This window comes from Hoeflea sp. AS60, from assembly GCF_038900115.1.
In the GTDB taxonomy this organism is placed as follows: Bacteria; Pseudomonadota; Alphaproteobacteria; order Rhizobiales; family Rhizobiaceae; genus Hoeflea.
In genome coordinates this window covers 517,799-539,584 of sequence record NZ_JBBMQP010000001.1, presented here as the reverse complement: position 1 = coordinate 539,584, position 21,786 = coordinate 517,799, and the positions used below count along the sequence as shown (strand labels likewise).

18 protein-coding genes are annotated in these 21,786 nt (G+C 58.8%); 13 read left to right on the top strand and 5 right to left on the bottom strand.

From position 1 onward, the window contains the following. Positions 1-13: 13 nt before the first annotated feature. Positions 14-688, bottom strand: a complete 675-nt coding sequence (locus tag WNZ14_RS02495; protein WP_342868488.1) for a transglycosylase domain-containing protein — start codon at positions 686-688, stop codon at positions 14-16. A gap of 261 nt (positions 689-949) precedes the next feature. On the opposite strand from WNZ14_RS02495, the gene WNZ14_RS02490 reads away from it, so the two are divergent. Together WNZ14_RS02490 and WNZ14_RS02485 are read left to right on the top strand one after the other, a co-directional pair. After that, entirely contained in the window at positions 950-1,855 is a 906-nt protein-coding gene (locus WNZ14_RS02490; RefSeq protein WP_342868487.1) for a polyprenyl synthetase family protein, read from the top strand. A 111-nt stretch (positions 1,856-1,966) separates the two neighbouring features. Further along, positions 1,967-4,450 carry a response regulator gene (locus WNZ14_RS02485; RefSeq protein ID WP_342867025.1) on the top strand — a complete coding sequence of 828 codons (2,484 nt, stop codon included), beginning with the start codon at positions 1,967-1,969 and terminating at the stop codon, positions 4,448-4,450. Between the two features lie 26 nt (positions 4,451-4,476). On the opposite strand, the gene ispG is transcribed toward WNZ14_RS02485, so the two are convergent. Beyond that, positions 4,477-5,718, bottom strand: coding sequence for a flavodoxin-dependent (E)-4-hydroxy-3-methylbut-2-enyl-diphosphate synthase (ispG, locus tag WNZ14_RS02480; RefSeq protein WP_342867024.1), 1,242 nt, complete (start codon positions 5,716-5,718; stop codon positions 4,477-4,479). Between the two features lie 153 nt (positions 5,719-5,871). Then, complete coding sequence (locus tag WNZ14_RS02475; RefSeq protein ID WP_342867023.1) at positions 5,872-6,327, bottom strand: TspO/MBR family protein; 456 nt, start codon at positions 6,325-6,327, stop codon at positions 5,872-5,874. Positions 6,328-6,598: 271 nt separating this feature from the next. Between WNZ14_RS02475 and WNZ14_RS02470 the strand changes: the two genes are divergently transcribed. Then, a complete protein-coding gene (locus WNZ14_RS02470) occupies positions 6,599-7,396 on the top strand; it encodes a DUF2189 domain-containing protein (RefSeq protein ID WP_342867022.1) in 798 nt (265 codons plus the stop codon). Between the two features lie 7 nt (positions 7,397-7,403). Here WNZ14_RS02470 and WNZ14_RS02465 read toward each other — a convergent pair whose 3' ends face one another. Next, positions 7,404-7,733 carry a helix-turn-helix domain-containing protein gene (locus WNZ14_RS02465; protein ID WP_342868486.1) on the bottom strand — a complete coding sequence of 110 codons (330 nt, stop codon included), beginning with the start codon at positions 7,731-7,733 and terminating at the stop codon, positions 7,404-7,406. A 93-nt stretch (positions 7,734-7,826) separates the two neighbouring features. Continuing rightward, positions 7,827-8,672, bottom strand: coding sequence for a MurR/RpiR family transcriptional regulator (locus WNZ14_RS02460; RefSeq protein ID WP_342867021.1), 846 nt, complete (start codon positions 8,670-8,672; stop codon positions 7,827-7,829). Between the two features lie 128 nt (positions 8,673-8,800). Here WNZ14_RS02460 and WNZ14_RS02455 point away from each other — a divergent pair, with 128 nt between their 5' ends. The 10 genes from WNZ14_RS02455 to WNZ14_RS02410 all read left to right on the top strand — a co-directional run bounded on the left by WNZ14_RS02455 (position 8,801) and on the right by WNZ14_RS02410 (position 21,779). After that, positions 8,801-9,595 (top strand): N-formylglutamate amidohydrolase, encoded by a 795-nt coding sequence (locus WNZ14_RS02455; protein ID WP_342867020.1) that lies wholly within the window; start codon positions 8,801-8,803, stop codon positions 9,593-9,595. Positions 9,596-9,652: 57 nt separating this feature from the next. Then, the gene (locus tag WNZ14_RS02450) at positions 9,653-10,180 is read left to right on the top strand and encodes a TRAP transporter small permease subunit (RefSeq protein ID WP_342867019.1); all 528 of its coding nucleotides are present in this window, start codon (positions 9,653-9,655) and stop codon (positions 10,178-10,180) included. After that, complete coding sequence (locus WNZ14_RS02445; protein WP_342867018.1) at positions 10,177-11,511, top strand: TRAP transporter large permease subunit; 1,335 nt, start codon at positions 10,177-10,179, stop codon at positions 11,509-11,511. Before WNZ14_RS02450 ends, WNZ14_RS02445 begins: the two co-directional genes overlap by 4 nt. Positions 11,512-11,553: 42 nt before the next feature. After that, a complete protein-coding gene (locus tag WNZ14_RS02440; protein WP_342867017.1) occupies positions 11,554-12,606 on the top strand; it encodes a TRAP transporter substrate-binding protein in 1,053 nt (350 codons plus the stop codon). Between the two features lie 111 nt (positions 12,607-12,717). Next, positions 12,718-14,082, top strand: a complete 1,365-nt coding sequence (locus WNZ14_RS02435) for a glutamine synthetase family protein (protein WP_342867016.1) — start codon at positions 12,718-12,720, stop codon at positions 14,080-14,082. 70 nt (positions 14,083-14,152) lie between these two features. Then, positions 14,153-15,541: an aldehyde dehydrogenase family protein gene (locus WNZ14_RS02430; RefSeq protein WP_342867015.1), complete on the top strand. Its 1,389-nt coding sequence runs from the start codon at positions 14,153-14,155 to the stop codon at positions 15,539-15,541. After that, positions 15,538-16,683, top strand: coding sequence for an iron-containing alcohol dehydrogenase (locus WNZ14_RS02425; RefSeq protein WP_342867014.1), 1,146 nt, complete (start codon positions 15,538-15,540; stop codon positions 16,681-16,683). The genes WNZ14_RS02430 and WNZ14_RS02425 overlap by 4 nt, the downstream gene beginning before the upstream one ends. Positions 16,684-16,918: 235 nt before the next feature. Beyond that, the gene (locus WNZ14_RS02420) at positions 16,919-17,662 is read left to right on the top strand and encodes an autoinducer binding domain-containing protein (protein WP_342867013.1); all 744 of its coding nucleotides are present in this window, start codon (positions 16,919-16,921) and stop codon (positions 17,660-17,662) included. A gap of 87 nt (positions 17,663-17,749) precedes the next feature. After that, entirely contained in the window at positions 17,750-21,208 is a 3,459-nt protein-coding gene (gene pyc / locus WNZ14_RS02415) for a pyruvate carboxylase (protein ID WP_342867012.1), read from the top strand. Positions 21,209-21,374: 166 nt separating this feature from the next. Beyond that, on the top strand, positions 21,375-21,779 hold the full coding sequence (locus WNZ14_RS02410; protein WP_342867011.1) for a hypothetical protein: 405 nt from the start codon (positions 21,375-21,377) through the stop codon (positions 21,777-21,779). The last annotated feature ends 7 nt before the right edge of the window (positions 21,780-21,786 follow it).

The window sequence follows — 21,786 nt, the reverse complement described above, 5'->3', positions numbered from 1 at the left end:
AATTCTGTTGAACTCAATCATAAAGGCATTTGATGTACGCGCCCGACTGACTGGCTCTTTTTTCGATAACGCCAGCAAGGCGCTTCATGCCGCTTGAGGGATTGGCGGCATTGCGTTTGACAGGGTTGGGCAGCGTGACAGCCAGCAATGCCGCCTGACGGCCAGATAGTTTTGCCGCGGGCACGCCGAAATAGGCCTGTGCTGCAGCCTCCACGCCGTAGATGCCTGGCGCCCATTCGGCGATGTTGAGATAGATCTCCATCATTCGCCGCTTGGACCAGAGCAGATCCATCCACATTGCCAGCGGGATCTCCATAGCCTTGCGAACAACCGAGCGGGTCGACGGCAGAAACAGATTTTTTGCTGTCTGCATCGGAATGGTGCTGGCGCCGCGCGTGGCTTCGCCGTCCAGCGCATCGTCGATCACCAGATTGAGTGCTTGCCAGTCTATGCCTGAGTGGGCGCAGTACTGCCCGTCTTCGGACATCATCACCGATTGTACCAGCACTGGTGCAATGCCATCAAAATCGATCCATTGGCGCTCATAGGCCCGACCGGTGAGCGTTTCGCCAAGCATCAATGTTGAAACCGGGCGGACCTGTTGCAGGGAATAGATCGGGATCAGCAGATAGGGCAGAATCAGCACCAGAAAAATGATGAAGAGGCTCCATCCGATAAGGCGACGCAGAAACGACCGGCGAGGTTTCTTGCCTGCCCCTGACTCGGACCGGGAGGTCCCTCTGGAATTCTGTCTGGCCACCTTGCTTTCCCTGAATGACGCCGTCGAAGACGACCGGTGAGTGTGTGTGCATAGCGATCTTGTCGGCTCAATGCCAGACCAGAGAAGAACACAGCCGGGCCAAGCATGCCGAACTGTAGCGATGAAAGCTGCAAACAAACCGTTGCCGCCCGGGGCGCGGCGTGGCAAGAAACCGCGATGAGCAAGCATATGACAGACAGTTTCGCCAAACGGCTTGAAACGACGGCACAGGAGGTCGCAACGCTGCTGGAGGCGTTGCTCTCGAACACCGTGCTGGACGGTGAAATCGCACGCCCGGAGCATCTGCTGGCTGCCATGAGGCATGGCGTTCTCAATGGTGGGAAACGGTTGCGCCCATTTCTGGTGGTTGAAACGGCGCGGCTGCTGGGCGCGGCGGAGCTTCCGGCTAGGCGGGTCGCTGCGGCGCTGGAATGCATTCATTGCTACTCGCTCATTCACGACGATCTGCCGTCGATGGACGATGATTATCTCAGGCGTGGTCAGCCCACGGTTCACATAGCTTTCGACGAGGCATCGGCAATTCTGGCCGGTGATGCGCTTCTGACGCTGGCCTTTGATGTTCTCTCCTCGACCGAGACCGATCTGCCTGCAAAGGCCAAACTGACGCTGATCAACCAACTGGCGCGCGCGTCCGGCATCGGCGGAATGGTTGGCGGTCAGGTCCTCGATCTGCATGCTGAACGGGTGACCCCGGACGAAGCTGGCATCGTGCAGCTGCAGGCGATGAAGACCGGAGCGCTGCTGCGTTATGCCTGTGCGGCCGGGGCAATTGCCGCAGGCGCCGATGATCAAGTAGTGCTCCGGATGACGAGGTTCGGTGAAATCATCGGACTTGCCTTCCAGCTGGCGGATGACCTGCTTGATGTGACTTCCGACGCAGCGACCCTTGGGAAGGCTGCGGGCAAGGACGTCGGGCGCGGCAAGGGGACCTTGGTGTCGCTGCACGGCGTTGCTTCAGCGCGGCAACGGCTGGACCAGCTGGTCGAAGAGGCCGCGTTGTTGCTTGAGCCATTTGGTGAAGAGGCGGATACATTGCGACAGGCTGCAAGTTTTATTGCCAGCCGGGAGCGTTGATTCGGGTCGCCTGAATGTGGCAGGTGTTTCAAATGCGGATGAAAGCCTTTCTGTACGTTTTTAATTAACCAACTCGCGGCAATATCCACTCAAACGGATGCTGCGAAAAAAATGACCGAAACATTTAAAGATCAGGATGAAACCGCCGTTGCGCGCCGATCAATTATATCGCTGCGCATCGGATATATTGTCTCGTTGACTGCGATTGCAGTAATTTGCACGTTCTTTTTTACCGAACAGAGCAAACGCAATCATGCAATCCAGCAAATCGGCGCGGTTTCCGCAGATTTTGCTGAAGTCGATCATGCATTGCGCGCGATTGCGGAACGCAGCGAACGGCTTGCGCAGACCTACGTCAACTTCCAGGCCTTCGTGGACAAGAGGCTTGACGGGGCAACTCTGGCAGAAAAACGCCAGATCCGAGCCAATATGAAGGTCGACCCGGATATTGTATCCGCCTTGTCCAGTTTGCGTTTCCGGTTTGAACGAGCCCGCTGGAAGATCAAGCATCTCAGTGAAAAATGGGATGCATTGCCAACGGAGCTGACGCAGGCCATCAAGTCGCGATCCCGTTACATGACGAATGACGATGCCTTTTTGAACCACAAGCAGATGCTTGGTGCTGAACGCCTCGACACGGCGCGCACAAAAAAGGACATGTACTGGGCTGGTCGGGAAATCAGCGCCCTGTTTGCCGAGGTTATTCAGCCCTCAAATCTCTTCGTACATGAGCAATTTCGAGACTATCTTGCGCAGCAGTCTTTGGCGCAGGGTGAGCTGTTGCAGCGCTACCTGCTGGCGACAATGGGTATCTTGCTGGTACTCGGCCTGGGCGTCTTCGTCCCCATCGACATCATCATCCGGCAGATGATCAAACGACTGCAGGACAAGACCCGCGATGTCGATGCGGCGCTGACCAAGGCCAAACTTGGTGACAGGGCCAAATCGGAATTCCTCGCAACGATGAGCCATGAAATCCGCACGCCGATGAACGGTGTGCTTGGCATGGCCGAACTCCTGACCCGAACCGAGCTTGATACCAGGCAGCGCACCTTTACCGATGTTATCCTCAAATCCGGCAATGCGCTGCTTGAGATCATCAACGACATTCTCGATTTCTCCAAGATTGACGCCGGTCAGCTGACGCTCAGCCCGAAGCCCTTCAACTTGGTGGATACGACCGAGGATGTGGCGACGCTGATGTCGTCTCGCGTCGTCGAGAAAGATATCGAGCTGGTTGTCCGTATCGCGCCAGGCTTGCCTGACAAGCTTATCGGCGATCCTGGGCGGATCAGGCAGATCCTGACCAATCTGATTGGCAACGCCGTCAAGTTTACCGAACACGGTCATGTCATGGTCGAGATCAACTGGAGCAAGGTCAAGGCAGTCAACGCCGCGGACCGTCTGGCGGTATCGATCGCTGTGCGTGACACCGGTATGGGTATTCCCACCGACAAGCAGAACACGATTTTTGAAAAATTCAGCCAGGTTGATGGCTCTTCGACCAGGAAACACGAGGGCACCGGGCTTGGCCTGGCGATCGCCACGCGGCTGGTTGAACTCATGGGCGGAAAGATCGAGCTTGAAAGCCAGGTCGGAGTTGGCTCGACCTTCAGCTTTACCATCGAAATGGATGTGGACGGGCAAATCAGTGTGGCCGATGCGCCGTCGAGCCTGCTGCCGGGCCGCCGCGTTCTCGTGGTCGATGACAACGCGATCAACCGGATGATCCTGACCGAGCAGATTCGCGATTGGGGTTTTGACTGTGTGGCGGTGGAAGGTGGAGAAATCGGTCTGGATCTCCTGCGACATGCACGGTCTAGCCTGGGGATCGGCATAGATCTGGTGGTGCTGGACTTCCAGATGCCTGGTATGTCGGGTGCTGAAGTAGCGCAGGCGATACGCTCTGATCCGGAGATCGCGGATACGCCGATCCTGATCTTGTCTTCGGTCGACCAGGCTGACCAGCTGGAAGCGCTCAATCATCTGGAGATCTTTGCGCAACTGACCAAGCCGGTCCGTACCGCGCAGTTGCGCAAGACTGTCGAAGCGGCTTTGCGCCGATGCGATATAGACAACAAACCGCAGAAGGTAGCGTCAGCGCCCGAAGCCAAGATGTCTTCCAGTCGACCGCCTGAACCGGTTGCTCCGGTTGCGCCAGTTGCAGAGATCAAACCTGCGATCGTGGAACGCACCGAGCCGCTGGTGCTTGTGGCGGAAGACAACCCGATCAACCAGATTGTGTTCCAGCAAACGCTGGAAGGGCTCAGGCTGTCGCATGAGCTAGCCGTCAACGGGCGCGAAGCTGTCCGGATGTGGGGCGAACTCAGGCCCACGCTGGTGTTGATGGATGTGTCGATGCCAGAGATGAACGGACTGGAGGCGACTGCGGCAATCCGGGAGATAGAGGAGCGGGAAGGGCTTGTCCCGACGCCGATCATCGCCGTCACCGCGCATTCGTTGAAGGGAGACGAAGACCGTTGCCTCGCCGCCGGGATGGACGACTATCTTTCCAAGCCGATCTCACCCGAAAAGCTTGGCGCGATGATCGACCGCTGGTTGCCAGCCGATCAGGCTCGCGTCAAATCAGCCTGATTGGCTGACCAATGCTGAAAGCCTGATCAGGCTGACTGGCCGAAGCGCTTCTCGATGTAATCGGCGACCATGACTTGGAAGTCCTCGGCTATGTTCGGGCCGCGCAGGGTTGCCGCCTTCTTGCCATCGATGAAAATCGGTGCAGCCGGGCTTTCGCCGGTGCCGGGGAGCGAGATGCCGATGTCGGCGTGCTTGGATTCGCCCGGGCCATTGACGATGCAGCCCATGACGGCGACCTGCAGACCTTCTACGCCGGGGTATTTGTCACGCCATGCCGGCATGTTGCGCCTCAAGTCATCCTCGATGGTCCGTGCCAGTTGCTGGAACACCGTTGAGGTGGTGCGGCCACAGCCGGGGCAGGCGGCAACGACCGGGACAAACTGCCTGAAGCCCATGACCTGCAACAGTTCCTGGGCGACGATCACTTCGCGGGTGCGGTCACCACCAGGCTCGGGCGTGAGGGACACCCGGATAGTGTCGCCGATGCCAGCCTGCAGGACGATGCCCATAGCGGCAGATGAGGCGACAATGCCCTTCGAGCCCATGCCTGCCTCGGTCAGTCCCAGATGCAGGGCGTGGTCCGAGCGGCGGGCCAGTTCGGAATAGACCGCGATGAGATCCTGTACCTGGCTGACCTTGGCCGACAGGATGATGCGGTTGCGCTCAAGGCCGGTTTCCTCTGCCAGTGCAGCCGAATGCAGCGCCGACTGGATGATGGCCTCGCGGGTGACGTCACGGGCGCTCAGGGGAGATCCGTTAGCGGCATTCTCGTCCATCAGCCTGGTCAGAAGCACCTGATCGAGTGATCCCCAATTGACCCCGATGCGGACCGGTTTGCCATGGCGGATCGCCATCTCGACAATCTCGATGAACTGGCGGTCCTTCTTGTCCTTGAAGCCGACATTGCCCGGATTGATACGGTATTTGGCGAGTGCTTCCGCGCATGCCGGATGATTGGCGAGCAATGTGTGGCCGATGTAGTGGAAGTCGCCGACGAGCGGCACATTAAGGCCGAGGCGTTCGAGACGCTCGCGGATTTTCGGCACGGCGGCAGCGCTTTCATCACGGTCAACGGTGATCCGGACAATTTCCGAGCCGGCCTCGTGGAGGGCTGCGACCTGCGCGACGGTACCGTCAATATCGGCAGTATCGGTATTGGTCATGGACTGCACCACAACCGGCGCGCCGCCGCCAACCAAGACGCCGCCGACATCCACCGCGACGCTTGCACGTCGGGCTTGAGGGGCAACAAAAGGGGAAATGGTCATGCTGGCCTCGGTTTGCTGTCTGCGAAGGCGGGTGCCTTCGGTGTGCTCACTTTCCTAAAACGCCGGACTGCGAATTGGAAGCGGTTTGATGGGATGAATTCGCGCCAGGAGCTCTGGTGACGGGCAAGCTGGCCGCACGCACCTTCATAGGCGTCAGCGAGGTGTCGCGTCCGGGTTGAGACGCCAGACAGCACGATTGAGCGTTCCGGCGGTTGCCACCCAGGCCGCATAGGGCAGGAACAACAAGACAGCTGTTTGCGAGACAGGCCAAGCGGTAATCATGTAGGCAATAATCGTCAGGAACATGAGACAGATGTTGCCAAACGCCAGATCCATCCGTCTCCGGCCGAAGAACAGCCACGACCAGGCGCCATTGAAGACCAGCTGCAAGAGCCACAGTCCCATGGCGATGCCCATGCCCTGAGCCTGCCAGACAAGCCAGCCGGAGACGCCGATGGCAATGTAGAGAATGCTCCAGACAACTGGGAAGGCCCAGCCCGGTGGGGTCCATGAGGGCTTCCGCAGACTGCGATACCACTCGCCGGGCTTGAAGATGCTGCCGCTCGATGCTGTTGCTATGACCAGAAGGGCAATGATGATTGCGGACATTTCAAACTCCCGGGCCGGCTTGGACAGACCGCGTGACGCGGGTGAAACGGGATCGCCGGTAATCCGTCAAAGGTAGTGTGGCAGAGGCGATATTACCAGAGTGGTCCGTGACACTGTGCTTGGGGAGCCAATTTTCCGCTGCCGGTAGCGGCAATGCAGTACTATCTGCACCGATGTGGCATTCACTGCCTTTGTTGATCAGGATCATTGTTGAAGTGGGCGGTCTTGGGCACAATCATGATCTGATTTGAGGGGGTTGAGGGAGGACATCATGACCAACAAGACTGCGGGATTGACCGAAGATACTCAGATTGGTGCACCACAGATCCGCGAACTATCGCTGCATGATGTTCGTGCCAGCCTGAGAGACGGGTGGGACGACTTCCGCGCGCATCCCGGATACGGCCTCTTCTTCGGAGGTATATTCATGCTTGGCGGCCTGCTGATCCTCGGATTTCTAACCCGCATCGGATCACCATGGATGATCATCCCGCTGGCCATCGGGTTTCCGTTGCTTGGTCCGTTTGTCGCGGTCGGGCTTTACGAGGTCAGCCGCCGGCGCAGGATGGGCGAGCCGATCACGCCCAAAGGAGTGCTGGCGCAGGTGTTTTATCAGCGCGAACGCCAGCTTGGCTGGATGGCCTTTGTCGTGATGTTCATTTTCTGGATATGGGTCTACCAGGTGCGGCTGCTGCTGGCGCTTTTTCTGGGTTTCAAGTCTTTTTCCAGTTGGGGCCGCTTTGTCGATATCGTCTTGTCGACACCTGAAGGCTGGGGCTTTCTGGTGGTCGGAACCATCGTTGGCGCGTTTCTGGCGACGGTGCTGTTTTCAACTACCGTGATTGCCCTGCCGATGCTCGCCGAGCGCGAGGTTGATTTCGTCACGGCGATGATCACCAGCATTGCGACAGTTATGAAAAACCCGCTGCCAATGCTCGGATTCGGGTTCATTGTCGGCGTTTGTACGCTTGTCGCGTTGCTTCCGGCATTCACCGGACTGTTGCTGGTCTTGCCGGTCCTGGGACACGCGACCTGGCATCTCTACCGTCGGGCGACTTCGCCCGTCTGAGGCGGGATCAGGTGCAGGAGAGCTGTCGGATTATTGGCTGGCAAAGTTCGGGATTGCCACCGCAACAGTCTTCGAGCAGAAAACCCAAAAGGCCGCTGATGCCTGAATGATCGGCGTGGTAACGCACATTACGTCCGTCGCGGACCCGGCGCACAAGCCCTGCCTTGAGCAGAATGCCGAGATTGGTCGACATGGTGTTCTGGCGGACATTCAGACGTTCACCGATATCGCCGGATGTCATGCCTTCCGGGCCGGCAGACACAAGCAGCCGGAACACCGCAAGCCGGGTTTCCTGACTGAGAGCCGAGAAGGCGTCCAATGCGGTTTGCTGCTCCATACTCGATGGGTATTTGATGCCGTCGGTTTGTGCAAGCATGCGCATACAACCCTGTGCCAGCACCGCGGTGCATTCAAACGTCTGCGTGGTGTCCTATCTGCCCTGTAAATTGTTCCAGTGGATATCCTCCAGAGTCTGCATGCGGGTGCGGGCACTGTCTGACTGTGCCCGTGAGACCCGGTCGATCAGCGCCTCCGCCAGCGCCAGCAATGCAACATTTGAATCCCAGGTGCGGTTGGCATCCACGACGCATGGCAGGACCACACGCGCCGAGCGGGCGATCGGCGACAGCCAGGGATCGGTGATCAGCAGGATGCGGGCCTTGCGCTCGACCAGCAGCTCTCCGAGCCGCACCAGGTCGGACTGGTAGCGGCGGATATCAAACAATACGGCGACGTCGCCGGGGCGCACATCGAGAAGCTGGTCGCGCCAGGTTGATGTCTGCCCGTCAAAATGTCTGACATTCGGGCGGATGATACGGAGATGGGCGGCCATGTAGGCCGCAATCGTATCAGTGAACCTGCCGCCGAGAAGATAGACAGAGGCTTTCTGATCCGAGAGCAAATCGCATGCAGCCTCGAATTCACTTTCGGGTACGGCCTTCAGGGTGGCGTCGAGATTGTCGGCAATGCTTGCGAAACTTGCCTTTAGCGCCGGATTGTCGGTGACAGGGCCGGTGCTGCGGGCGCGTTCAAGCGGTGACATCAGCTGCGCCTGGACATCGCTGCGTAGGACGCGCTGGAATTCGGGGTAGGAATCGAAGCCGAGCCGGGCGACAAAGCGCAAGACCGTCGGTGCACTGGTGCCGGCAAGGGCCGCGAGTTCGGCAATGGTCGACAACCCGATGCTGGGGTAATTGGCAAGAAACGAATGGGCGACCTTTTTCTCGGCGCCGGGCAATGTCCCGAGTGCTGCCTGAACCTGTTCTCTTATCGCCATGGCTGCTCTCGGTTCAGTTGGTCGCGAAGATGTAATAAAAATTACAGCATTGACAATCGGGAGGCAATCCTAATCATTGTTACGAGCGTTGAAATTCCTGCCGACGCCTGCCGGGAACCCGAACCAGAATGCACAACGATACGCTGATAGAACCATCAGAAGGGCCTGCCTTTGCCGTCCGCCGTCCCGACGGGGCGAGCGAGGTCGTGCTGATCTGCGAGCATGCGTCGAAAATCATGCCAAAGGCGCTTGGGACAATGGGGCTCGACGAGGCAGCGCTTTCGGGTCATATCGCCTGGGATATCGGCGCCCAACGGTTGGCGGAGATGCTGTCGGACAGGCTGGATGCGACGCTAGTTTCGCATCGGTTTTCACGACTGGCCTATGATTGCAATCGCCCGCCAGAGTCACCCGGTGCCTATCCCGAGCGCAGCGAGATCTTTGACGTCCCGGGAAATGCAGGGCTTAGCGCCAGCGACAAGGCGCGCCGGGCAGATGCACTTTATCATCCTTTCCATCAGGCGATCGACGGCGTCATTGACGAGCGGCTGGCGCAGGGGCGCAGTGTTGTGCTGGTTACTATCCATTCTTTCACGCCAGTTTATTTCGGCAAGCAAAGGGATGGGCATCTGGGTATCCTGCATGATGATGACAGCCGGTTGGCAGATGCCATGCTTGATGCAGCCGCTTCGCTGGAGCTGAGCCAGGTTAGTCGCAACTATCCCTACGGCCCGGAGGACGGGGTGACCCACACACTCAAGCGGCATGGATTGACCAGACAAATTGCCAACGTCATGCTTGAGGTCCGCAACGATCTTATTTGCGACGATACCGGCCGGGCTATCTGGGCCGCCCGAATCGGGGAGCTGCTCAATGCGTCAGTTGAGCGGTTGAAAACAGAAGAGGGACGTCTTCATGCATGATTGCGCCATTCCGACGGGCGGACCAGGTACGGCAAGCTGCCTTGGAGGCGTCTGCTGATGAAATTCATCGAGAGCTATATTCGTGCGGTTGATGCCTTCAACAGGCGTATCGGACGGTTTGCGATGTATCTGATCTTCGCGCTGATGGGCGTGCTTTTCTGGTCTTCGGTGACGAAATATGCCGGTTCGCCTGCGCTTTGGACCCTGGAATTAGCGCAGTTCATCATGGTCGGCTATTACTTGCTCGGCGGCGCCTACTCGATGCAGATGGGCGATCACGTGCGGATGGACCTGATCTATGGCGGCTGGTCTCCGCGTCGCAAGGCCGCGGTTGATTCGATCACGGTGCTGTTCCTGATCTTCTATCTTTGCGTCCTGCTCTACGGCGGGATATCAAGCGCGACCTATGCCATCGAGTGGGGCGAGCGGGCCCATTCGGTCTGGCGGCCCTACATGTGGCCGGTCAAGCTCGTTGCCGTTTTCGGCATCCTGCTGATGCTGCTTCAGACCATTGCGGAACTGTTCCGTGACATTCTTTTCCTGCGCGGCGTCAGCGTAAACCATGCAAGTGAGGCGGGCCTTTGAGTTACGAACTAATCGCGCTCTTCATGTTCGCCTCGATGATGGCGCTGCTCCTGACCGGGCAGCGTGTGTTCGGTGTCATCGGTGCTGTTGCGGTGATCGCGGCGCTGCCGCTTTGGGGTACGGGCGGCGTCGAAATCGCGTTTACGCAATCGATCAAGCTGATGAAATGGTATCCGCTGCTGACGCTGCCGATGTTCATCTTCATGGGCTATATGCTGTCTGAAAGCCGGATCGCGGATGATCTCTACCGGATGTTTCACGTCTGGTTCGGCCCTGTGCCGGGCGGACTGGCGATCGGCACGATCTTCCTGATGGTGGTGATCTCTGCCATGAACGGCCTGTCGGTTGCCGGTATGGCGATTGGCGCGACCATTGCGCTGCCGGAACTGCTGAGGCGCAACTACGACAAGGTGATGATCACCGGGGTGATCCAGGGCGGATCGTCTCTGGGTATCCTAATCCCGCCCTCGGTGGTTCTGGTGCTTTACGGCATGATCGCGCGGCAGCCGGTGAGTCAGCTGTGGCTCGCGGGCGTTTTCCCGGGCCTGCTGATGGCCGGGTTGTTCATTCTCTACATCGCGATTCGCTGTCAGTTGCAGCCGCATCTCGGACCACCCCTGTCCAGGGAAGAGCGAGATGCCATCACCTGGAAAGAACGGATCAGCCTTCTGAGAGCCGGCTTCCTGCCGTTCATGATCTTCTTCCTGATGAACGGCCTGTTCCTGATGGGCTACACCAGTCTGGTGGAAAGCTCGGCTGTCGGCGCGGTGGCCTCGATGGGCGCAGCCTTTATCAAGGGCCGGCTGTCACGCGAGGTGATGGAGAACGTCATGCGCAAGACGCTCGGCATTTCCTGCATGTTCATGTGGATCATCCTGGCAGCACTTTGCTTCGGCGCGGTATTCGACGGTCTAGGCGCAGTGCGTGCAATCGAGAACTTCTTCCTCGGCCAGCTTGGCCTCGAGCCCTGGCATGTGCTGATCCTGATGCAGCTGAGCTTCCTGCTGATGGGAACATTCCTCGATGACACGGCGATGCTGGTGATCGTGGCGCCGCTTTATGTGCCGCTGGTCAAGGTGCTGGGCTTCGATCTGGTCTGGTACGGCGTGCTCTACACCATTACCTGCCAGATCGCTTACATGACGCCACCTTTCGGCTACAATCTGTTCCTGATGCGCGCCATGGCGCCGCCAGAGATCAAGCTGCGTCATATCTATCAGTCTGTCATTCCCTTCGTCGCGGTCATGCTGCTCACATTGGTGATCGTGATGATGTTCCCGGAGCTGGCCTTGTGGCTACCGCATCAGTTCCTGGGCAAGCTTCAAGGCTGAAGTGAGCACACCCGAAGAAGACGAAACCAAAAGGAGAACAGCATGAGCAATATGAAGAGGCGTCAATTTCTCACCAAGGCCGGCGTTGCTGCCGGTGCCGCGGCTGGTACCGCTCTCGCAGCCCCGGCTGCGATCGCACAGGAGCCGATCCGCTGGCGCATGCAGACCTATGCCGGCGCAACACTGGGCCAGTTCGTCACCCAGCCTTTCGTCGATGCCTTCAACAAGGCGGCGAATGGCGAAATGGTGATCGAACTGTTCTTTGCCGACCAGATCGTACCGACCGGCGAACTGTTCCGCGCCATGCAGGCAGGCACCATCGACGCGGTGCATTCGGATGATGATTCGATGGCCTCGCCGGTGGAAGTCGGGTTGTTTGGCGGCTATTTCCCGTTCGCCACGCGTTCGATCCTCGATGTGCCGGTGTTGTTCCAGCAGTACGGCCTGGCCGACATCTGGCGAGAAGCCTATTCCGGGACCGGCGTTGTCTGGCTCTCGGCTGCGGGTCAGGACCCTTGCAACTTCAACACCAAGAAGGAGATCAAGAGCGTTGCCGATCTCGACGGTCTGAAGCTCTACACCTTCCCGACCGCCGGCCGCTTCCTCACCCAGTTCGGCGTTGTGCCGGTGTCGATTCCTTACGAAGACGCGGAAGTCGCGGTTCAGACCGGCGAACTTGACGGCATGTCCTGGTCGGGCATCACCGAAGACTACACCGTCGGTTGGGCCAATGTGACCGACTACTTCCTGACCAACAACATCTCAGGTGCCTGGATCGGCTCCTGGTTTGCCAATGAGGAAAAGTGGAACGCGCTGCCCGAACACCTCAAGGCGCTCTACATGTCTTGCATGGAAGCCAGCCACACGTTCCGCAATCAGTGGTACTGGGGCGGCGAAGCAAAGCTTCGCGCCACCGGCGATAAGCTGGAACTGCGTTCGGTTCCCGCTTCGGACTGGAAGCAGGTCGAAGATGCGGCCGTCAAGTTCTGGGATGAAATCGGCGCTGAAAGCGAAACCAAGGCGAAGGTCATCTCGATCTTCAAGGAATACAACGGCGTCATCAACAAGGCCGGTTTCCCTTACGGCGAAAGCTGAGCCGACGGCCTTTAAAGTTTCCGCCTCCCGGCTTGCGCCGGGGGGCGGTTTGCCGCTACAGCGCCTCCCAAAATACAAGCCCTGCGGGGCCGCTTACCAGGATCAGATCACATGGCTGGAAACCTTACCTTTGACGAGCTGAAATCCGATGCCGGCTCCGGCGCAATCGATACGGTGCTGGTGTGCTGTGTCGACATGCAGGGCCGCCTGATGGGCAAGCGTTTCCATGTCCAGAATTTCATCGATTCAAGCCACGAAGAAACCCATTGCTGCAACTATATGTTGGCGACTGACATCGAAATGGCGACGCCGGATGGCTATGCCACGACCAGCTGGCAGGCGGGCTACGGCGACTACGTGATGAAGCCTGACCTTTCCACCATGCGGCGCGTGCCCTGGCTTGAAGGTACCGCCATGGTGTTGTGCGATCTTCTCGATCACCACACTCACGAACCGGTGGCGCAGTCGCCGCGCCAGATCCTGAAGGTGCAGATCGCACGGCTCAAGGAACTCGGCTACGAGGCGATGATGGCCACCGAACTGGAGTTCTTCCTGTTCGAGCAGAGCTTTCGCGACCTGGCCCAGTCGGGCTATCGCGAACTGACGCCGATCAGCGCTTACAACGAGGATTATCATATCCTGCAGACCACCAAGGAAGAGTCGATCATGCGCCCGGTGCGCAATCATCTCTTCGCGGCTGGCATTCCGATTGAAAACTCCAAGGGCGAAGCCGAGACCGGCCAGGAAGAGCTCAACATCCGCTACGCCGAGGCGCTCGACTGTGCTGACCACCACACAATCGCCAAGCATGCGGTCAAGGAGATCGCCTGGGCCCATGGCCGTTCGGTGACGTTCCTGCCGAAATGGAACCCGAAGAAGGTGGGCTCCTCCTCGCATGTGCACATGTCGCTGTGGAGCGGCAAGACGCCTGCGTTCCGGGATGAGAACGGCAAGCACGGCATGTCGGAGCTGATGTGTCATTTCATGGCCGGTCTGATCGAATATGCGTCCGACTACACCTGGTTCATGGCGCCCTATGTGAACAGCTACAAGCGGTTCATGAAGGGCAGTTTTGCGCCCACCCGCACCGTCTGGTCGGTCGATAACCGGACTGCCGGTTTCCGTCTCTGCGGCGAGGGCAGCAAGGCGGTGCGAGTCGAATGCCGCATCGGCGGATCAGACATGAACCCCTATCTTGCACAGGCGGCTTTGCTGGCAGCCGGCATCAAGGGGATCGAGCAGAAGCTGGAACTGGCGCCGCCCACAGGCGGTGACATCTATGACAACGCCGAAGCCAAGCACATTCCGTCGACGCTGCGTGCCTCGACCGAGACGTTGCGCAATTCGAAAATGCTGCGTGAAGCCATGGGAGATGCAGTGATCGATCACTATGTCCGCTGCGCCGAGTGGGAGCAGGAAGAATTCGACAAGGCCGTCACTGACTGGGAAATCGCACGCGGTTTCGAGCGCGCCTGACCACTGAAATGAGATGATATATGGCTGGCGCCGCTCGGAGACAGGGTGGGCCGCCCAGGGAGACCAAGCAATGAGCAGTTTGAAACTGATATCGCCGGTTGACGGTTCGGTCTATGCCGAACGCCCGGTCATGGGCGTCGATGCCGCAGCAGAAGCTGTAGCGCGGACGCGCAAGGCGCAGAAGGACTGGGCCAAACGACCCCTCGAGGAACGCATTGCGCTGGTTCGCGCCGGTGTGGCGCGGCTCAACGAGATGAGCGACGAAGTGGTGCCGGAACTGGCCTGGATGATGGGTCGGCCGATCCGCTATGGTGGCGAGTTCGGTGGCGTCAACGAGCGTACCAATTACATGGCCGATATTGCCGCACGGGCACTGGCGCCGATCGAGATCGAAAGCTCGGCGCAGTTCGAACGGCGGATCGAGCGCGTTCCCCATGGCGTCGTTTTCGTCATTGCTCCGTGGAACTACCCCTACATGACGGCGATCAATACGGTGGTTCCGGCTCTGGTTGCCGGTAACACGGTGGTGCTCAAGCACGCGACTCAGACGCTTCTCGTTGGCGAGCGCATGGCTCGCGCGTTCAGCGAGGCAGGATTGCCGGAGGACGTCTTCATCAACCTGTTTCTTGATCACCAGGGAACGGAAAAGCTGATCGCGGCCGGCAGCTTCGATTTCATCAATTTCACTGGTTCGGTCGGTGGCGGCAAGGCAATAGAGCGGGCGGCGGCCGGCACGTTTACGGGCCTTGGTCTGGAACTTGGCGGCAAGGATCCCGGCTACGTGATGGAAGACGCCGACCTCGACTGGGCTGTCGACGTGCTGATGGATGGCGCGATGTTTAACGCAGGGCAATGCTGCTGCGGTATTGAGCGGCTTTATATTGCTCGCCCGCTTTACAGCGCTTTTATCGACAAGGCCGCGGCCTGGGTCTCGTCCGGTCTTAAGCTCGGCAATCCGTTGGAGCAGGAGACAACAATCGGACCTATGGCCAATGTGCGCTTCGCAAGCGAGGTACGGGCGCAGACGTCGGAAGCCATCGCAAGCGGCGCACGCGGACTTATCGATCCCAAGCAGTACCCTGCCGATGATGGCGGGGCCTATCTGATGCCTCAGGTGCTGGTCGACGTAACCCATGACATGCGGGTAATGCGTGATGAAAGCTTTGGTCCGGTCGTCGGTATCATGCCGGTCGACAGCGACGAGCACGCGCTTGCGCTGATGAATGACTGCCAGTTTGGCCTTACCGCTTCCCTGTGGACCAATGACGCCGAGCGCGCAGCCCGTATTGGTGCCGAGATCGAGACCGGCACCGTATTCATGAACCGTGCCGACTATCTTGATCCGGCTCTGTGCTGGACCGGCTGCAAGTCCACCGGCCGTGGCGGATCATTATCTGAAATCGGCTTCCATAACCTCACCCGTCCAAAATCCTATCATCTGAGAAAGAAATCCGCATGAGCCCGCGCGCCAACTGGTCCTATCCCACAGCAATCCGATTTGGTGCTGGCCGCATTTCGGAACTCGCCGAAGCATGTGCCGCTGCCGGCATGAAGAAGCCGCTTCTGGTCACTGACCGTGGGCTTGCCTCTCTGCCGATAACATCTCAGGCGCTCGACCTTCTGGAGGCCGCGGGTCTTGGCCGCGCAATGTTCGCCGAGGTGGATCCGAACCCGAACGAGAAAAACCTCGAAGCCGGTGTCGCAGCCTTCAAGGCCGGTGGTCATGACGGCGTCATCGCCTTTGGCGGCGGGTCCGGTCTTGATCTGGGCAAGCTGATCGCGTTTCAGGCCGGTCAGACCCGCCCGGTCTGGGATTTTGAAGATATCGGCGACTGGTGGACCCGCGCCGATGCTGATGGCATCGCGCCAATCATCGCCGTGCCGACAACGGCGGGGACAGGGTCGGAAGTCGGCCGCGCCGGCGTTCTGACCAACTCGGTGACGCACGTCAAAAAGATCATCTTCCATCCGAAGCTGCTTCCGGCGGTCACAATTTGTGATCCGGAACTCACTGTCGGCATGCCAAAGATTATCACGGTGGGCACAGGCATGGATGCGTTCGCGCATTGCCTGGAAGCCTATTCCTCGCCGTTCTACCATCCGATGAGCCAGGGCATCGCACTCGAGGGTATGCGGTTGGTCAAGGAAAACCTGCCGCTGGTGGTTGCGGACGGATCCAACATTGCGGCGCGTGCTGAAATGATGAGTGCTGCGGCGATGGGTGCGGTGGCGTTCCAGAAGGGGTTGGGCGCCATCCATGCGTTGTCGCACCCGATCGGCGCGGTCTACAACACCCACCACGGCATGACCAATGCGGTTGTAATGCCTCCGGTGCTCATGATGAACCGCCCGGTCATCGAGGAGCGGATTGCCCGCGCTGCTGACTACATGGGCATTGGCGGCGGCTTTGACGGGTTTTACGACTACGTGCTAAAGCTGCGTGCAGACTTGGGCGTACCCGACAAGCTGGCTGAGCTTGGCGTAGGGCGTGACCGTATCGATGAAATGACGGCCATGGCGCTTGAGGATCCAAGCGCCGGCGGCAATCCGGTCGAGTTGACGACAGAAAACACCAAGGCACTGTTCGAGGCTTGCATCTGACCGCCCGTTTTCGCTGAGTAATCGTCGTCCTTACCAAGCCGGTTCGCGCCAGTTGCGCGGGCCGGTTTTTCGTTTTGCACAACATCAAGCGACCGTTTATCTCGTGGTGAGATTGCAAAGAAAAACTGGCGCAACTGCAAAGTTTAGCATTACAATGGAATTCGAAGCCTGATTTACTGTCAAATATTACTGATTTTTAGTGAAAACTGCCAAATTTGATCCTCTGGAGGATATCATGAATCTGAACGCCATTCTGCAGTTTCTTGACGCGAAAAGAAACGAAGAGGAAGGCGCAGAGAGCATCCGCGCGCGTATCCGAAATGTCATCAACGAGCTCGGATTTGACTATTTTACGCTTGTCCGGCAACCTGGACCCGAGAGCCAGGCAAGCGACATCATGCTCGAAGGAAAATGGCCAAAAGGCTGGCCAGAGCTTTATGTAAAACGCAAATATGCCACGATCGACCCTGTCATCCGCTATCTTGGTCATAGCCAGCGCGGCTATCGCTGGCGCGAGCCTATTGCAGCTTTCAAGGACGATCCGCAACACAAGCGGATGGAACGAATGATGGTCGATGCACGCCGTTTTGGCCTGGAGGACGGATATGTTTTTCCTGTTCACGGGCGGCGTGGCCTGGTCGGTGTGCTGACGGTAGCTGGGCGGCCGGTTGATTTGTCACCGGCACAAATGGCGATGATGGATGCGATGGCCAAGAAAGCCTTCTGGGAGCTGCTTGAAGCCACTGATCCTGATGCGCACGAGCGGATAAGCCGACCGGTTTCGTTGCCGCTGACCCGCCGTGAAATGGAGACGCTGGAGTATCTGGGATATGGCATGACCTCCAACGAGATGGGAGCCACGCTCGGCCTTTCAGCGCACACGGTTGATTGGTACATGAACGGCATTCAGGACAAACTGCACGCCAAAAACCGCCACCATGTGGTGGCGATCGCATTCAGGTTGGGTCTCATCTCTTAATTTGCACTGCAGCAAAACAGTCGTTAAGAATTGAAAACGGGGTTGGTTCCGACCCCGTTTCCTTCGCCCAAAACCGGGAGGCTGTCTGTGCCGATTTCCAAGATTCTCGTTGCTAACCGTTCGGAAATTGCCATTCGCGTGTTTCGCGCAGCCAATGAGCTGGGCATGAAAACAGTCGCGATCTGGGCTGAGGAAGACAAGCTCGCTCTGCACCGTTTCAAGGCGGATGAGTCCTATCAGGTCGGACGCGGGCCTCATCTGGCGCGTGATCTCGGGCCAATCGAAAGCTACCTTTCGATTGACGAGGTCATCCGGGTTGCCAAGCTTTCGGGTGCCGATGCGATCCACCCCGGATATGGTCTGCTGTCGGAAAGCCCCGAATTCGTTGATGCCTGCGATGAAGCCGGGATCACATTTATTGGTCCGCGGGCTGAAACGATGCGCCGTCTTGGCAACAAGGTTTCTGCTCGCAACCTCGCCATTGAAATCGGCGTTCCGGTGGTTCCTGCCACTGACCCGCTGCCCGCCGACATGGAAGAAGTGGCCAGAATGGCTGACGAGATCGGTTATCCGATCATGCTCAAAGCCTCATGGGGCGGCGGCGGCCGTGGTATGCGGGCCATTCGTGATCCGAAGGACCTTGCCCGTGAAGTGGTTGAGGCCAAGCGCGAGGCGATGGCCGCCTTCGGCAAGGACGAGGTCTATCTCGAAAAGCTGGTTGAACGGGCGCGTCATGTCGAAAGCCAGATCCTGGGCGATACCCATGGCAACGCGGTGCACCTGTTCGAGCGCGATTGCTCCGTGCAGCGCCGCAACCAGAAAGTCGTCGAGCGGGCGCCGGCACCTTACCTGACAGACGCCCAGCGTCAGGAACTGGCGACCTATTCGCTGAAAATCGCCAACGCCACCAGCTATGTCGGTGCGGGCACGGTCGAATACCTGATGGATATCGACACCGGCGCGTTCTACTTCATCGAGGTCAATCCGCGCATCCAGGTCGAGCATACGGTGACTGAGGAAGTCACCGGTATCGATATCGTCAAGGCGCAGATCCATATCCTCGAAGGCGAAGTCATCGGCACCCCGGCGTCGGGCGTGCCGGCGCAGGCCGATATCCGGCTCAATGGTCATGCACTGCAGTGCCGTATCACCACGGAAGACCCCGAGCAGAATTTCATTCCTGACTATGGCCGGATCACCGCCTATCGCGGCGCTACAGGCTTTGGCATCCGGCTTGATGGCGGCACCGCCTATTCCGGCGCTGTGATTACCCGGTTTTATGATCCGCTTTTGGAAAAGGTCACAGCCTGGGCGCCGACACCTGAGGAAACCATCAAGCGGATGGACCGTGCGTTGCGCGAATTCCGTATCCGTGGTGTGGCCACAAACCTTACCTTCCTTGAAGCGATCATCGGCCATCCCGAGTTTCTCAACAACACCTATACGACGCGGTTTATCGACACCACGCCGGCGCTGTTCGAGCAGGTCAAGCGCCAGGACCGTGCTACCAAGCTGCTGACCTATCTGGCCGATGTAACCGTCAACGGCCATCCTGAAACCAAGGGCCGGCCATTGCCTGCGGCAGATGCCGCGGCACCGCGTGTTCCGCATGTCGAAGGTACTGTCGAGCCGGGAACCAGGCAATTGCTTGATGAACTTGGCCCGAAGGGCTTCGGCGACTGGATGCGAGCCCAGGAGCGCGTGCTGATCACCGATACGACGATGCGTGACGGCCATCAGTCACTTCTGGCGACACGTATGCGCACGCACGATATCGCTGCCGTTGCCGGCGCCTATGCAAGGGCGCTGCCAAATCTCTTGTCGCTGGAATGCTGGGGCGGTGCGACCTTTGACGTGTCGATGCGGTTTCTGACTGAGGATCCCTGGGAGCGGCTTGAACTGGTGCGGCAGGGTGCGCCGAATCTGTTGTTGCAGATGCTGCTGCGCGGCGCCAATGGCGTCGGCTACAAGAACTATCCCGACAACGTGGTCAAGCATTTCGTGCGCCAGGCGGCGCAGGGGGGAATCGATCTGTTCCGAGTGTTCGACTGCCTCAACTGGGTCGAGAACATGCGCGTGTCGATGGACGCGGTGTGTGAAGAGAACAAGCTGTGCGAAGCGACCATCTGCTACACCGGCGACATCCTTAACTCTGCCCGGCCAAAATATGATCTGAAATACTATACGGCGCTGGCGTCGGAGCTCGAGAAGGCCGGAGCGCATATCATCGCGGTCAAGGACATGGCCGGATTGCTGAAGCCGGCAGCGGCGCGGCAGTTGTTCAAGGCGTTGCGCGAGGCCACCGACCTGCCGATCCATTTCCATACGCATGATACATCGGGGATTTCCGCGGCCACCGTGCTTGCCGCGGTCGACAGCGGCGTGGATGCGGTCGATGCGGCAATGGACGCGCTGTCGGGCAACACGTCGCAACCTTGCCTGGGCTCGATTGTCGAGGCGCTGAAGGGTCATGAGCGTGATCCCGGGCTCGATACCGAATGGATCCGCCGGATCTCGTTCTACTGGGAAGCCGTACGCAATCAGTACGCGGCGTTTGAGAGTGATCTCAAGGGACCGGCATCGGAAGTCTACCTGCACGAGATGCCGGGCGGACAGTTCACCAATCTCAAGGAACAGGCGCGTTCGCTTGGGCTGGAGACCCGCTGGCACGAGGTAGCGCAAGCCTATGCCGACGCCAACCAGATGTTCGGCGATATCGTCAAGGTGACGCCCTCTTCCAAGGTTGTGGGCGACATGGCGCTGATGATGGTCAGCCAGGATCTGAGCGTCGCTGACGTCGAGAACCCGGCCAAGGATGTGTCCTTCCCCGATTCTGTGGTCTCGATGATGCGCGGCGATCTTGGCCAGCCGCCAGCCGGGTGGCCCAAGGCCCTGCAGAGCAAGGTTCTCAAGGGCGAGGAAGCCTATACCGCTCGGCCCGGCTCGTTGCTGCCGGATGCGGATCTTGCATCCGAGCGCAAGGAAATCGAGACCAAGCTGGAACGCGAGATCAGTGAGAACGAATTCGCGTCCTACCTGATGTATCCGAAGGTGTTCACGGATTTTGCGCTTGTGACCGAAACCTACGGCCCGGTCAGCATGTTGCCGACACCGGCCTATTTCTACGGAATTCCTGTCGGCGGCGAGCTGTTCATCGAGATCGAGAAGGGCAAGACCCTGGTGGTCCAGAACCTGGCCCAGGGCGAACCGGACGACAAGGGTATGGTCACGGTGTTCTTTGAGCTCAATGGTCAGCCAAGGAGAGTCAAGGTGCCTGACAGGGCGCATGGTGCATCAGGTTCGGCTGTGCGGCGCAAGGCCGAGCTTGGCAATGACATGCATGTCGCGGCACCGATGCCTGGCGTGATCTCGACCGTTTCGGTTGCCGCAGGCCAGGAAGTCACTGCGGGTGATGTGCTGGTATCGATCGAAGCCATGAAAATGGAAACGGCGATCCATGCCGAGCGCGACGGGGTGCTGGCCGAAGTTCTGGTCAAGATCGGTGATCAGATCGATGCCAAGGATCTTTTGATCGTCTACGGCTGAGTTCGAGCCTGCGGGCAACGCGTGACAATAATATGATCATGTGCTGATCGAACGGCTTGCGCTTGGCCGATTGTTTTCGCATTGTCGCAGCGGTTGCGCCGGGGACGGAACGCCGCTGAACGAAGTCGATGGTCCGTGCGGGCCGTTCCAGTTACGAGGTCTTTCCATGCTTGCCGCCATACCGCTGATGATCGTGCCATTGATAGCGTATAATCTGGTGATGATCGGATTGATTGGCGGCGGCGTTGCCGGCCTGGGCACAACAATCACATCCTTGTCGATGATGTCGGGTGCTACCTGGACGATGAACCTCGGTGACCTGCTGATTGTCGTTTCGCTGGGCCTGTTGTTCATCGAGGTGCTGAAGGCGACCCGCACGGGATCATGGTCGGTGATTGATCACATGCTGTCGATGTTCGTGTTCGTGGCGTTTCTGGTCGAGTTCCTGCTCGTGCGCGATGCCGCAACCCAGGTCTTCTTCATCCTGATGGTGATTGCATTCATCGATGTGATCGCCGGATTTTCCGTCTCGATCCGCTCGGCTGGCCGGGACGTTTCGATCGGGTTGTAACCCGACG